10 protein-coding genes are annotated in these 13,725 nt (G+C 71.7%); 4 read left to right on the forward strand and 6 right to left on the reverse strand.

Going from position 1 to position 13,725, the window contains the following annotated elements; translation table 11 throughout:
* Positions 1–2: 2 nt before the first annotated feature.
* Complete coding sequence (gene pdhA, locus ACQEVI_RS10670) at positions 3–1,172, reverse strand: pyruvate dehydrogenase (acetyl-transferring) E1 component subunit alpha (protein ID WP_432897999.1); 1,170 nt, start codon at positions 1,170–1,172, stop codon at positions 3–5.
* Between the two features lie 351 nt (positions 1,173–1,523).
* Complete coding sequence (hisC, locus tag ACQEVI_RS10675; protein WP_432898002.1) at positions 1,524–2,612, reverse strand: histidinol-phosphate transaminase; 1,089 nt, start codon at positions 2,610–2,612, stop codon at positions 1,524–1,526.
* Positions 2,613–2,626: 14 nt separating this feature from the next.
* Here hisC and ACQEVI_RS10680 point away from each other — a divergent pair, with 14 nt between their 5' ends.
* Positions 2,627–3,034 carry a phage holin family protein gene (locus tag ACQEVI_RS10680; protein ID WP_432898005.1) on the forward strand — a complete coding sequence of 136 codons (408 nt, stop codon included), beginning with the start codon at positions 2,627–2,629 and terminating at the stop codon, positions 3,032–3,034.
* On the opposite strand, the gene ACQEVI_RS10685 is transcribed toward ACQEVI_RS10680, so the two are convergent.
* Complete coding sequence (locus tag ACQEVI_RS10685) at positions 3,024–4,604, reverse strand: hypothetical protein (RefSeq protein ID WP_432898008.1); 1,581 nt, start codon at positions 4,602–4,604, stop codon at positions 3,024–3,026. The genes ACQEVI_RS10680 and ACQEVI_RS10685 overlap by 11 nt on opposite strands.
* Positions 4,601–4,858, reverse strand: coding sequence for a hypothetical protein (locus ACQEVI_RS10690; RefSeq protein ID WP_432898011.1), 258 nt, complete (start codon positions 4,856–4,858; stop codon positions 4,601–4,603). The genes ACQEVI_RS10685 and ACQEVI_RS10690 overlap by 4 nt, the downstream gene beginning before the upstream one ends.
* A gap of 221 nt (positions 4,859–5,079) precedes the next feature.
* Here ACQEVI_RS10690 and purB point away from each other — a divergent pair, with 221 nt between their 5' ends.
* The 3 genes from purB to ACQEVI_RS10705 all read left to right on the forward strand — a co-directional run bounded on the left by purB (position 5,080) and on the right by ACQEVI_RS10705 (position 8,426).
* The gene (purB, locus tag ACQEVI_RS10695) at positions 5,080–6,576 is read left to right on the forward strand and encodes an adenylosuccinate lyase (protein ID WP_432898014.1); all 1,497 of its coding nucleotides are present in this window, start codon (positions 5,080–5,082) and stop codon (positions 6,574–6,576) included.
* 28 nt (positions 6,577–6,604) lie between these two features.
* Positions 6,605–7,975, forward strand: a complete 1,371-nt coding sequence (locus ACQEVI_RS10700) for a M20 family metallopeptidase (RefSeq protein ID WP_432898017.1) — start codon at positions 6,605–6,607, stop codon at positions 7,973–7,975.
* A 76-nt stretch (positions 7,976–8,051) separates the two neighbouring features.
* On the forward strand, positions 8,052–8,426 hold the full coding sequence (locus tag ACQEVI_RS10705) for a hypothetical protein (RefSeq protein WP_432898020.1): 375 nt from the start codon (positions 8,052–8,054) through the stop codon (positions 8,424–8,426).
* Between the two features lie 98 nt (positions 8,427–8,524).
* On the opposite strand, the gene ACQEVI_RS10710 is transcribed toward ACQEVI_RS10705, so the two are convergent.
* Positions 8,525–10,834 carry a hypothetical protein gene (locus ACQEVI_RS10710; protein ID WP_432898023.1) on the reverse strand — a complete coding sequence of 770 codons (2,310 nt, stop codon included), beginning with the start codon at positions 10,832–10,834 and terminating at the stop codon, positions 8,525–8,527.
* On the reverse strand, positions 10,831–13,710 hold the full coding sequence (locus ACQEVI_RS10715) for an MMPL family transporter (protein WP_432898026.1): 2,880 nt from the start codon (positions 13,708–13,710) through the stop codon (positions 10,831–10,833). The genes ACQEVI_RS10710 and ACQEVI_RS10715 overlap by 4 nt, the downstream gene beginning before the upstream one ends.
* Positions 13,711–13,725: the final 15 nt, after the last annotated feature.

The raw sequence follows: 13,725 nt of genomic DNA on the forward strand, positions 1-13,725 counted from the left end.
TGTCATCGTGCGCCTCCCTGCGCTGAGTCCGCGATCGCGTACTGCGGGGCCGGCGGGTCGCCGGCGTCGTAGGCCTCGTACCAGGCACGTTCGGCGGCGACCGTGCCGTGGGGTGTGGCGTACACGTCGTCGAACATGCTCGAGACGGCCGGACCGCCGTCGAGGGCGCGGACGCCGTCGCGCAGCTCTGCGCCCAGCTCGTCGCCCTGTGCCTTGATCTCGGCCTCGAAGTCGTCGTCGAGCGCGCCCTCGGCACGCAGCAGCGCGCCCAGCCGGTCGATCGGGTCGCGGCCCCGCCACAGCTCCTCCTGCTCGGAGGTGCGGTAGCGGGTGGGGTCGTCCGACGTCGTGTGGGCGCCCATGCGGTACGTGAACGCCTCGATGAAGCTCGGGCCCTGGCCCGTCCGGGCGCGCTCGAGCGCTTCCTGGGTGGCGGCGTACACGGCGAGCACGTCGTTGCCGTCGACCCGCAGGCTGGGCAGACCGAACGCCTCGCCCCGCTTGTACAGCGGGGTCTTGGTCTGCCGGGTGGTCGGCTCGGAGATGGCCCACTGGTTGTTCTGCAGGAAGAACACCACCGGCGCGTCGTTCACCGCCGCGTAGACCATCGCCTCGTTGACGTCCCCCTGCGAGGTGGCGCCGTCGCCGAAGTAGGTGATCACGGCGGTGCCGTCCTGCTTGTCGAGCGGGGTGTCGTCCCGCTGGACGCCCATGGCGTAGCCGGTGGCGTGCAGCGTGTGCGCGCCGATCACGATCGTGTAGACGCTCGTGTTGTGCTCGGTCGGGTTCCAGCCACCGTGGTCCGAACCGCGGAAGAACCGCAGCCGGTCGACAGGGTCCAGGCCGCGGACGTGCAGCACACCGTGCTCCCGGTAGGACGGGAACACGTAGTCCTGCGGCCGCAGCGCGTAGGCACTGCCGACCTGCGCGGCCTCCTGGCCACGAGCGGGCGCGAACAGGGCCAGCTCACCCTGTCGCTGGAGCGAGGTCGCCTCGTCGTCGAACCGGCGAGTCAGGACCATGTCGCGGTACATGCCACGAAGGTCTTCCGTGGTCAGGGCCGCAGCGCGGTCGCGATACCCCTTGGACCCGCGCGTCGTGACGCGGTTCCCTTGGGGATCGAGTAGCTGCAACGTCGGGATCGCCTCGTTGGAGCCGTTGGTCGTAGTCACGCTTCCTCCTTCAACTGCGGACGCGAGCGCCCGCTGTTGCGGAGACGCCCGGCCCGTCCCGGGGACCTTTCCATCCTGGCACGGGTCCGGCCGGAAATTTAGCCGATCCGCAACCTACGCTCTCGTAGCCTACGCAAGCGTAGGCTACGGAACCGTAGGTTGGTCTGCCGTGATGTGGGCCAATCCTGCGGCGGAGCGTTTGTCGGATTCCACCAAGCCGCGCGACGGAGTCTCGACGCACGGGCTTCGGCGTTCGCCGAGAGGCGCCTCGGTCTCGGCGACGTCGGCCGGGGCGGTGCGGTGCGGGCCGGTTCCGCAGGGCCGATGCGCCCGAGGTGCTCGCCCGGACGATCAGCGCCAGCTCGACGCGACGGCCAGGAAGGCGTCGTTCGCCTCGGGGTCGCCGATGCTCACCCGGATCCCGTGGCCGGCGAAGGGACGCACGAGGACGCCCGCCTCCTTCGCCTCCGCAGCACGCTGCATGGTCGGCTCGCCCAGGTCGAACCACACGAAGTTCGCGTGCGTCTCCGGCAGCACCCAGCCCTGATCACGGAGGCTCTCCACGACGCGAGCGCGCTCGCCGACCAGCGTCTCGACGTGCTCCATCAGCCGGCCCTGCGCCTCCGGCTCCAGCGAGGCCAGCGCCGCGGCCTGCGCGACGTGCGAGACGCCGAACGGCGTGGACACCGCACGGATCCCGGCGGCGAGACGCGGCTCGGCGATCGCGTAGCCGACGCGGAGCCCCGCCAGGCCGTGCGCCTTGGACAGGGTGCGCAGCAGCACCACGTTCGGGTGGCGCGTGTACACGTCGAGGCCGACGGGCGCCTCGGGGTCACGCACGAACTCGAGGTACGCCTCGTCCAGCACGACCAGCACGTTCTTCGGTACCGCCGCCAGGAACGTCTCCAGCTCGTCCGCGTGCACCGCGGGGCCGGTCGGGTTGTTGGGCGAGCAGACGAACACCACGCGGGTGCGCGGCGTGATCGCGGCCGCCATCGCGGGCAGGTCCAGCCGGCCCGTGCCCTCCTCGAGCGGCACGGTCACGGCCTTGCCGCCGGACACCGCGGCAGCGATCGGATAGGCCTCGAACGAGCGCCACGGGAACACGATCTCGTCCCCGTGATCGACGACGGCGCTCAGGATGTGCGACAGCAGCGCGACGGACCCGTTGCCGACCACGACGTTCTCGACGGCCACGCCGCTGTGTGCCGCGAGCGCCCCGACGAGCTCCTCGGCGTACATGTCGGGATACCGGTTCACCTCGGCCGCGGCACGTGTGATGGCGGCCTGGACCGACGGCAGCGGTGCGTACGGGTTCTCGTTGGACGAGAGCTTCCACGCCGGTGCGCCCGCGCCGACGCGCGCGCCGGGAACGTAGGCGGGGAGTGCCGACACGGCCGGGCGGAGCGGTACGAATGCTTCTTCCACGGGGGTCAGCATGCCACGATGGCCAGATGAAGCTCGTGGCGCGCATCCTCATCACCGCACTTGCGATCGGGCTGTCAGCCCTGATCCTCGGCTCCCACATGGACATCGTCAGCGACGGCACCACACTGGGCACGATCCTCGCCACGGTGATCGTCGCGGTGATCTACGGCCTGGTGCACATGATCGTGAAGCCGATAGTCCAGCTCATCTCGCTGCCGCTCTACATCCTCACGCTCGGCCTGGTGTCGCTCTTGATCAACGCGTTCATGCTGTGGATCACGACGCTCATCACCAACCAGTCGTGGTTCTCGGACCAGCCCAACTGGGGTCTCGAGGTGACCGGCGGCTTCTGGTGGTTCGTGCTCGCGGCGCTCGTGATCTCGGTGGTGCAGACGGTTCTCCTGGCGGTCCTGCCCAACAAGGTCACGGACTGAGAGATCGCTGACTGACCCGTTCCGCGCGGTAGAAGGCGGTGCTCACCGTCGTCCCGTCCAGTCGCGGACCGATCCGGTCCGCCACCTCGGTCACCCTGGGGTCGCCGAGGCCGATGGCCAGGTCGAGCGTGCGGACGTGCGTGCTGACCGAGTGGGCTCGCGCCACGTCGCCCGACGCCGCACGGTCGTCCGCGTCGGCGGAGTCCCGGAGCGAGCGGACCACCGTCACCCGGTCCCTGGTGCGGGGGTTCTCCGAGGCGGACCGGCCGTCGGCGTGCGAGACGACCTCTTCCGGGGTCTCGAGGTGCAGTGCCGGGATACCCGGCGGCGTGGTCAGCAGGCCTGTCGGTGACCCGGCGGTGACGAGCCCACCGACCCGGTAGCGCTCCGCGAAACCCGCCCGCGACACCAGCGCCGCCGCGGCGATCCCGCCGAGGCTGTGTCCGACGAGGGTCACCGGCTCGTCGGGTCCGACGCCGGAGTCGGCGAGCGCACGCTCGACCGCGGCGGTGGCGCCGTCCGCCTGGTCGGCGACGAGCTCGACGTCGGTCCGGCCGTCCCACGGATGTTCCGCGGGCAGCGCCGACTGGGTGCCGGGGATCAGCACGGTCCACGAGACCCCGCCGTCGGGCGCGGTGACCTTCTGGACAGCGACGGTGCCCGGCGGCGCCCCGCCCGTTGCCGGGTACAGGCTGTCGATCCTGGCCACTGCCTCCTGCACGGACCCGGCGCCGGTGTCCGACCAGGCCGGGGGCGAGCCGTCCGCGAAGTCCTCCGCGGTGATCCGCGTGACCCGGACCCCCTGGTCGTCGTTTCCCAGCAGCGGGAGCTCCCGGGACACGTGCGCGAGCACACGTGCCCCTCCGGCTATGCCGGTGTTGCCGTTGGCGAGCCCCGGCTGCGCCCGCCCGACACCGCTGCCCAGGCCCGCGAACACCTCGTCCGAGTACGGGGCCAGGTCGCGCACGGCGGCCGGACCGAGCCAGGAGCCGAGCCATCCGCTGAGCGCCCAGGGCACGCCGCCGGTGATCAGTCCCCCGCCCGTACGGCCCGCCAGGTCGCCCGCGGCCAGGATGCCTGCTCCTGCCAGCCCGAACCCGCCCTGGCTGCCGAGTGCGGCCCCCGTACCGAAGGCCCCCGCGGTCACGAGGGCACCGACCACTCGCTCCGCCGTCGACTCCGCCTCCTCGTAGAGGCCCGCCGCGCGCAGCAGCCGCCAGCCCAGCAGGTCGCACAGGTCGGCGTGCTGGACGAGGCTTCGTGCCACGTCGTGCACGGCCTCCTCCAGCGCGCGGACCACGGGGGCGAGCGCGGCGACGGGTCGGCCGATCCCGGCGCCGGGGCCCCGGGACATCGTTGCTCCGGTGACTCCGGGCAGCACGATGTCCGCGCTCGCGGCAAGGCACAGTCTCGCGGCCGACCGGAGGTCCTCGGCGGCAGCAGCCACCCGGGCTGCTGCCGCGCGCACCGAGTCGGACTCGACCGCTGTGACACCCGCGCCCCCGAACACCGTGACGGTGTCGGGCGCGAGGCGCGGGCCGTCCGGCGGCGCCGTCAGGGGTGTCGTCATCCCGGCCCGCCCGCGGCACGCAGGACGGCGACCCGACTCATCGCCTCCTTCAGCTGTGAGACGTCGCGTGCGACGGTGAGCGCCGCCTCGGCCACGTCTGCCCGGTACAGCTCCGCCGCGGGCGCCTCCCAGTCAACCTCCGCGGCAGCGGCCAGCAGCTGGTCGGTCCCCCGGGCCAGCAGCTCCACAGCGGCCGCGAACGCCGCCGTCGGATCCCCTGATCCGGGTACGAGCGGTCCGCACGCGCCGGTCATCGACTCTTCCTCGTTGCTCGCTCTGCCCTACGCATCCCTCGTGCTCCCCGTCTGGTTTCTCATCCGTGACGACGACGCTATGCGCGGGCCGGGCCCCGTCGTCGGCCGGGGACGACCGCCTGTGCACAGGCCGCCGAACCGGTCGGGTGTGGTCGGGCTCGCAGCGGTGCGGTGCCGTCGTGCGGGTCTGCGCGGGTCCCCTGCGGATCTCCCGTGGGACAATGGAGAACGTGCCTGAGACGACCGCGCCCGCCGCCAGCCCGACCAGCCCCGCCACCCGCGTGACCCTCGCGGAGGTGAGCCCGGCCATCGCGCTCGGACCGCTCGACGGCCGGTATCGCAAGGCCGTCGCCCCGCTCGTCGACCATCTGAGCGAGGCCGCGCTGAATCGCGAGCGCATCCACGTCGAGGTGGAGTGGCTCATCACGCTGTGCAACGGCGCGGCCGGCATCGCGGCGCCCGTGGTCCCCGGCGCACCGACCCTGTCGGCGCAGGAGATCGACTACCTCCGAGCGATCCCCGCGACGTTCGGTGCGGACGAGATCGCCGAGCTGGCCGATATCGAGCGCGAGACCGTGCACGACGTCAAGGCCGTCGAGTACTTCATCAAGCGCCGCATCGCCGCGGCGCCCGAGGCCCTGGGTACGACGAGCCTCCCCGCGGCGAGCGAGCTGGTGCACTTCGCCTGCACGAGCGAGGACATCAACAACCTCTCGTACGCGCTGATGGTGCGCGGCGCGGTCCGCGACGCCTGGCTCCCGGCCGCGACCGCCGTCGTCGACCAGCTCGCCGGCATGGCGCGCGAGCACGCCGCCGCGCCGCTGCTCAGCCGCACGCACGGCCAGCCGGCGACGCCGTCCACCCTGGGCAAGGAGCTCGCCGTCCTGGCGCACCGCCTGCGGCGTCAGCTCCGGCGCGTCGAGGGGGCCGAGTTCCTGGGCAAGCTGAACGGTGCCACGGGCACCTACGGCGCCCACACCGTCGCCGTCCCGACCACCGACTGGCCCGCCGTGTCGAAGGCGTTCGTCGAAGGTCTCGGGCTGGACTGGAACCCGCTGACCACGCAGATCGAGTCGCACGACTGGCAGGCGGAGGTCTACGCCGACATCGCGCGCTTCAACCGGATCCTGCACAACCTCGCGACCGATGTGTGGACCTACATCTCGCTCGGGTTCTTCACGCAGATCCCGGTCGAGGGCGCCACCGGCTCGTCCACGATGCCGCACAAGGTGAACCCGATCCGGTTCGAGAACGCCGAGGCCAACCTCGAGATCTCGTGCTCGCTCCTGGACACGCTCTCGGCGACGCTCGTGACGAGCCGTCTGCAGCGCGACCTCACGGACTCGACGACCCAGCGGAACATCGGCCCGGCGTTCGGGCACAGTCTGCTCGCGATCGACAACGTCTCGCGCGGTCTGGACCGGCTCGCCGTGAACGAGAGCCTGCTGCGCGAGGATCTCGACGCGAACTGGGAGGTGCTGGGCGAGCCCGTCCAGTCCGCGATGCGCGCGGCGTCGGTCGCGGGGGTGCCCGGCATGGAGAACCCGTACGAGCGCCTCAAGGACCTCACCCGCGGCCAGCGCGTGGACGGCGCGCGCATGCGCGAGTTCGTGGCAGGCCTCGGCCTGCCGGACGACGTCGCCGCCCGCCTCGCCGCGCTGACCCCCGCCACGTACACGGGGCTGGCCGAGCAGCTGGTGAAGGTCTACCTCGGCTGAGCACGGGCGCCTTCCATACGATGGCCGTATGAGCCGTTCCACCCCGCCCAGCACCGCCTACCTGGACCACCTGGTGGCCGAGACCGCCGGACGACGGGGGGCACTGGCCGGCGTGACACCCGCGGGCGGCCTCGGCCTCGCGAGCGGGCAGGATGCTGAGCTGCCCGACGGCGGCGCGCCGGCCACCCTGGTGGCCGCCGTCGAGCGCGCGGCCGAGCGGCTGGAGCCGGAGCTCGCCGAGATCGTGCGGCGGCTGCACGAGCACCCCGAGACCGCTTTCGAGGAGCACCGCAGCGCGGCGACGCTGATCGAGGTGCTGGCTCGGTACGGCGTCGAGGCAGAGCTGGGCGCCCACGGGGTGCCGACGGCGTTCCGGGCGGAGATCGGCGATCCCGCTGGGCCGACCATCGCGATCTGCGCGGAGTACGACGCGCTGCCCGGCATCGGTCACGCCTGCGGCCACAACGTCATCGCGGCGTCCGGTGTCGGCGCGTTCCTCGCCCTGCACGAGGTCATGACCTCGGTCGACGCGCCCGCCGGACGGGTGGTGCTCCTCGGCACACCTGCCGAGGAGGGACACACCGGCAAGGAGGTCCTGGCGCGCAACGGAGCCCTCGACGGAATCGATGCCGCGATCATGGTGCACCCGTACGGGCTCGACGTCGCCAACCAGGTCTGGCTCGGTCGCCGGCTGCTGACCTGGACCTTCACCGGGCGGCCCGCGCACGCCTCCGCCCAGCCGTACATGGGCCGCAACGCGTTGGACGCCGCGAGCCTGGCCTACCAGGGCATCGGCCTGCTGCGGCAGCAGATGCCGCCCGTGGACCGGGTGCACGCGACGATCGCGGAGGGTGGCACCCGGCCGAGCATCATCACGGAGCGGGCAGTCGTGCACCTGTACGCGCGGTCCAAGTACGCGGACACCTTGCGCGACCTGTCGCGCCGCCTGGACGACATCGCACACGGCGCCGCGCGCATGACGGGCACAGATGTCGAGATCACCTGGGACGACGGCGCACACCCGAGCCTCCCCGTGCGCACCAACCAGCGGCTCACCGACCGCTGGGTCACGGCTCAGCGCCGCCGTGGGCGTGACCCGTTACCTGCGGGCGTGCTCTCGGAGACGCTCGCGGCGTCGACCGACTTCGGCAACGTCTCCTTCCGCGTACCCGGGATCCACCCTCTGGTGCAGGTCTCGACCCCGGACGTCGCGCTGCACACCGCAGAGTTCGCCGCTGCGGCAGCAACCCCGGCGGCGGTGTCCGCCGCGGTCGACAGCGCGGCTGGGCTCGCGTCGACGGCCCTGGACTACCTGTCCGACGCCGGGCTGCGAGCGGCGGTGCACGCGGAGTTCGCCGAGGAGGGCGGCGCCGTAGACGTGCCCGCGTACTTCGACTGACCGTCGGACCGGGCTGCGGTCGGTACGGGTCGAAAAACAGGAGGCCTCGGGCAGCGGCCGACCCTATGGTCGGGCCATGACGACGCCGGAGATCGCGCCCATCGACACCTGGCTCGCCGTCACGCGGGAGGACGGCGAGACCGTTGGCTACCTCGAACCGCTCACCGCCGACTACGCCGACGTGATCCCGCGCAACCGCCTCGGTCATGCTGTCGGCGAGGCGCAGGACTATCACGCGGCCGAGGAGCTCGTGCTCGAACGCGGTCTGGGCGAGCTGGCGGAGTACTGGTTGCTCGACGGCGAGGGTCCTGAGCTCACGGTCATCGAGCTCTCGCCCGAAGGGATAGTGCTGCGCGACGCGTTCCTGTCCAAGGCGCTGTCGCCCACGAAGCGGGTGCATGTCCCGTGGCCGGACACGGCGGAACGTCTCCACCGAGCCCCGGCGAGGTAGAACTCGTGGCGAAGTACTGGGGCGAGGTAGAACCGCAGCATCTACGGTTCTACCTCGCCCTAGTTCGCCAGGGTTCTACTCGGGCCTCGTGACCGGGGTCAGGCCGTTCGGAGCAGTTCCGCGACCCGGACCGTGCGCTGTCGCGCCACCATCATGGTCGTGACGGCCAGGCCGGCGATGCCCCACAGGACCACCGAGGCGGTCGCCAAGCCGACGCTTCCCGTGCCGGGTTCGATGAGGCGGCCCAGTCCGACGATCGCGGGACCGACCGGCAGGAACGCTGCCAGGCCTTCGAGCACCGCCGGCACCGTCGACACGACGCCCGTCGCGATGACGAGCACCGCGATCAGCAGGCTGATCCCCCGGCCGACGTGTCCGAGCGCCGCTGCGAGCGCCTGGTTGACCGCGACGAAGGCGATCGAGACCAGTGCGCCGACGCCCATGGTCGCCGCCCATCCGCCGGCGTCGAGATCCTCGATCCCAGCCAGGACGGCGCCCGCCGCGAGGCCGGTAGCCAGACCGACCGCCGCAGGGACGGCGAACGTCTCGAGCGTGAGCCGCAGCGCACCGCGAGTCGACCCACGGGCGTGCAGCGGGACCGGCGAGAACACGGTCATCAGCGCGAGCGCGCCGAGCCAGAGCGCCAGGACCGCGAACATGGGGCCCGTCGCACCGGTGTCGAGGTCGGTGACCTCGCCGTCGGTGGCGACCGGGTCGGCCACTACGGAGGCGAGCGACTTGCGCTCATGCTCCGTGTAGGACGGGATCTCCTCGGTGGCCTGCCCCAGACCGTTCGACAGGTCCTTCGCTCCGCCGGCCAGCTCGCCGACGCCGTCGGCCAGGCCATCGACGCCCGTCGCGAGCTGACTGGTGCCGGTCTCCAGCTCACCGACACCGTTGGCGAGCTCCGTCGCACCGGACGCGATGCCGCCGGCTCCGCCGGAGAGCTCACGCGCGCCGCTGGCCAAGCCGGAGGCACCGGAGGCGAGCTGCGACGAACCGCCGGCCAGCTGGGTCGCGCCGGACGCGACCTGTGTCGAGCCGGACTCCAGCTGACCGAGGCCGTCGGCAAGCTGCTGACTGCCTGACGACAGACCCTTTACACCACCAGCGAGCTGGTCGATTCCACCGGAGAGCTGCTTGGCGCCCTTTGAAGCCTCAGAGGCTCCGGCGGCGAGGGCGTACAGGCTCTCCGAGCTCTTCTTGTCCGACATCGCGGCGAGGCCGTACTCGACGGTGCCTGCGTCGACAGGAAGGTCTGGGTACTTGGCAAGAACGGCACACAGGTCCGAGACCTGGACCGCGAGAAGCGGATCCGCGCAGACTTCCGCCGTCTTGGTGACCAGGGCCACGGCTCCCGCTGATGCGTCGGCCGCGTGACCGGCTAGGACCTGCGCACCGTCCGCGGCGCCCTTCGCGCCCACGGCTAGCTTGCCGGACCCGTCCGCGAGAACTGAGGCACCCTCCGCAAGGTCGGAGGCACCGACAGAAAGCTGCCCCGCACCGCTGGCCAGCTTGTCCGCTCCCTCAGCGCTCTGCCCCACACCGTCCGCCACCTGGTTGGCACCGTCCGCAAGACCGTTGGCGCCGGAAGCCAGTCCCGCCACACCGGCGGAGACCTGGTCCGCACCCGCGGCCCACTGGTTCGCACCCGTGGCCCACTGCCCGACACCGCCGGCCAAGCTGTTCACGCCGTCGCCGACCCCGGCCACGCCCGCTGAGGTCTGATGTGCGCCGTCGGCCAGCTTCTCCGCGCCCTTGCCCGCGTCGTTCGCACCGTCAGCGAGCTGGTCGGCGCCGTCGGCGGCCTTGCCCAGTTCCTCCGAGAGTGTGGAGAAGCCGACGAGGACGTTGTCCACGTAGGTCTCGGTGAGGGTGCTGCCGAGCACGCCGGTGGCGGTCTGCGCCACTATCTGCGCGAGGGCGTCGTCGAGCACGCGGCCGTTGGCCGGGGTCGCGACGTCGATGGTGGCCTGGCGTGCCTCCGTCGGGTCGTCGCCGCCGAACGACGTCGCAGCGGCGGAGAAGCCCTCCGGGATGGTCACGACGGCGGCGTACGTGCCGTCGGCGAGACCATCGGCCGCGCTTGCCTCGTCACTGATCTCCCAGTCGTAGCTCGCGTCGGACGCGGGGATCGCTGCCGCCTCGCCGGCCGGGGCGTCCGCTGTCTCACCGCCGCTCACCAGACCTGCGGCGAGCTGACGGCCGAGCGGAACGGTCTGACCGTTCACCTTCACCGGCTCGTCGAGGTTCACGATCGCTGCCTTGACGGTGTCCAGCCGGTCCTGCGGGTTCCACAGGGCGGAGATCAGCAGCCCCAGGATCATCAGCGGTAGAAGCGCTACGGCAACTGCGCGCCACGGGTTGCGGAACGGCTCGGGCCGCAGCCATCTCGTTGCGGTGCTCATGCCCGCACCTCCTGCTCTGTCACGTTGGTCGGCTGGTCACGTGGCTGGTCACGTGGCTGGTCACGTTCTGTAATGAGGGAATCGGCGCGCGCACCCGCGCTGACGTCCAGCACCGGGGTGCCGGACGGCGCGAGGTCGGTCGCCGCTGATCCCGTCGAACCGAGCAGCACCGCGACGCCCGCGCGCTGCGCGCCGGCCACCGCCTGCGCCAGCTCGGCTCGCGCCGTCAGGTCACCGACCGTCTCGGTGGCGTCCACGACGAGCACGCGGGGCTTGTCCCGCAGGGCCTGGCGGACCGCCTCGGCGGGGTGTCCGCCCTCGGCGGCCGCATCGATGACCGCCACGTTGTGCCGTACCGACGACGCCCGCTCGGGCAGGACCAGCCCGGCGGTCTTCGCCACGCCCCCCGTCACGCGGAGCCGGCCGGACACCGCGAGCAGGAAGGCGCTGACCGGCGCGGTGGCGTCACCGCGGACGAGCAGCGTGCCGCCGTCGGGCACCCGGACGCTCACCGGGCCGACGACCAGGCCCGACCGGCCGCTGACCTCGAGGTCTCCGGTGGCCACCGCGTCGGTGGCGCCCGGCTCGGGCCAGTCCGCGAGCGAGAGCTCGCGGGCCAGGCCCTCACCCTCGACGTCGAACGACGGCAGCACCCGGTCGAGCCACTTCGGCATGTACCAGGCCTTCTCCCCCAGCAGCGCGAGCACGGCCGGGACAAAGATCATGCGGACGACGAATGCGTCCACGGCCACACCGACGGCGAGGCCGAGTGCAATCGGCTTCATGTTCATGTCGCCGTGCGGCACGAACGCCACGAAGACCGCGATCATGATGACCGCCGCGGCCGTGACGACCTTGGCCGAACCCTGGAACCCGGTGGTGATCGCGTGCTTGGCGCTGCCGCCGTGCACATAGTCCTCGCGCATGCGGGACACGAGGAAGACCTGGTAGTCCATGGCGAGCCCGAACAGGATGCCCATGAGCACGATCGGCATGAAGCTGATGACCGGACCGGTGCGGGACACGTTGAGCGCCTCCGCGAGGACGCCGTGCTCGAACACGAGCGAGACCACACCGAAGGCCGCGCCGACCGAGAACAGGTAGCCCACCGTCGCCTTGATCGGTACCGCGATCGAGCGGAACACCATGGTCAGCAGGATCAGCGACAGACCCACCACGACGAAGGCGAACGGCAGCAGCGCGTCGCCGAGCTGGTCCGAGACGTCGATGCCGACGGCCGTGAAACCGGTGACGGAGAGGTCCACGCCGTACTCGTCGAGGAAGTGGTCGTGCTGCGCGCGGATCTCGCGGACCAGGTCCTCCGTCTGGGCGGACGTCGGGCCGCCCTCGGGGACCACCTGGATGATGCCGGTGTCGGCCGTCTCGTTCGGGGTCGAGAGCGGCACGTCCGCGACACCTGGCATGCCCTCGATCTCGTCCCCGATCTCGTTCATGAGCGCGAGCGGGTCGGTGCTGGTCACGATCGATCCGGTCACGATCAGCGGGCCGTTGAAGCCGTCACCGAAGTGTTCCGAGACCAGGTCGTACGTGACGCGTGCCGGTTCGTCCTCAGCCATCACGCCCGCGTCCGGGAGCGCGAGGCGGAGGTCCAGGGCGGGGTAGCTCAGCGCCCCCATGGCGACGATGACCAGAGCGACCGTCAGCGCCGGAATCTTGGTCACGGCCCGGACCCAGCCGGTGAAGAACCGGTTCGGCTTCTGCTCGGGCAGCACCATGGCGGCGGCCGGCTCGTCCGCGGGCTGGAGCGCCCGCGGTCGGGTCGCCTCGGCGTCGGCAGCGGCCCTGGCCGCCTCGGCGGTCTTGGCAGCAGCCCGCCGGGCGCGCCGCGACGGCTTGGGCCGCAGTCGCTCCCCGGCGAACCCGAGCAGCGCCGGCAGCAGCGTGAGCGACACCAGTACGGTGATGCCCACGGTCACCGCGGCCGCCACGCCCATGGTGGTGAGGAACGGGATACCCGCCACACCGAGGCCCACCAGCGCGATCATCACGGTGAGGCCCGCGAAGACGACCGCGGAACCGGCCGTCCCGGTCGCCCGCGCGATCGACTCGTCGACCGCGAGCCCCTTGCCGAGCTGTTCTCGGTGCCGGGACACGATGAACAAGGCGTAGTCGATACCGACCGCCAGGCCGAGCATCACCGCCAGCAGCGGGGTGGTCGAGTTGATCGGGCCGAGCGCGGTCGCCGCGAACAGGAGCCCCATCGACGCACCGACGCTGAGCAGCGCGTTCAGCAGCGGCAGGCCCGCAGCCACAAGTGAGCCGAGAGTCAGGACCAGCACCACGAGCGCGACCAGCAGGCCGATGCCCTCGGTGAGCGTCATCTCGGGGAGCTCCGACGAGAAGAGCTGGCCGCCCAGGTGCGCCTCCGCACCGTCAGGCAATGCCTGCGCCAGCGCGTCCGCCTCTTCGCCCAGCGCGTCCTTGGTCGCGTCGGTGATGGACCCCTGGTCGCCGTCGAGCTGGATCGTGAGGAGCGTCGCACGCTCGTCGTCGGACACCGAAGCCGGCATCAGCTCGTCGAAGGGCGAGGTGACCGCGGCGACCTGGGAGACGTCGCCGATGGCCTCTACGCCGTCGGTGATGGCCGAGCGCATGGACTCGTCCTGGATCGACGCACCCTCGGGCGCGACCACTATCACCTGCGCAGACGCGCCACTGACCTGCGGGAATGTTGCTTCCAGGCGGTCGAGTGCCGCCTGGGACTCGGTGCCGGGGATGGTTACCTCGTTGCTGAGACCTTGTTGCAGCAAGCCGGCCGCACCGCCCACGAGGACGAGCACCACGAGACATCCGGCTACGACGAGCCGGCGGGCACGGACGGCCCAGCGGCCGAGTGAATAGAGAACGGAGGACACACAGGCTCCTGGGCG

Source organism: Promicromonospora sp. CA-289599 (genome assembly GCF_050936155.1).
GTDB lineage: Bacteria > Actinomycetota > Actinomycetes > Actinomycetales > Cellulomonadaceae > Promicromonospora.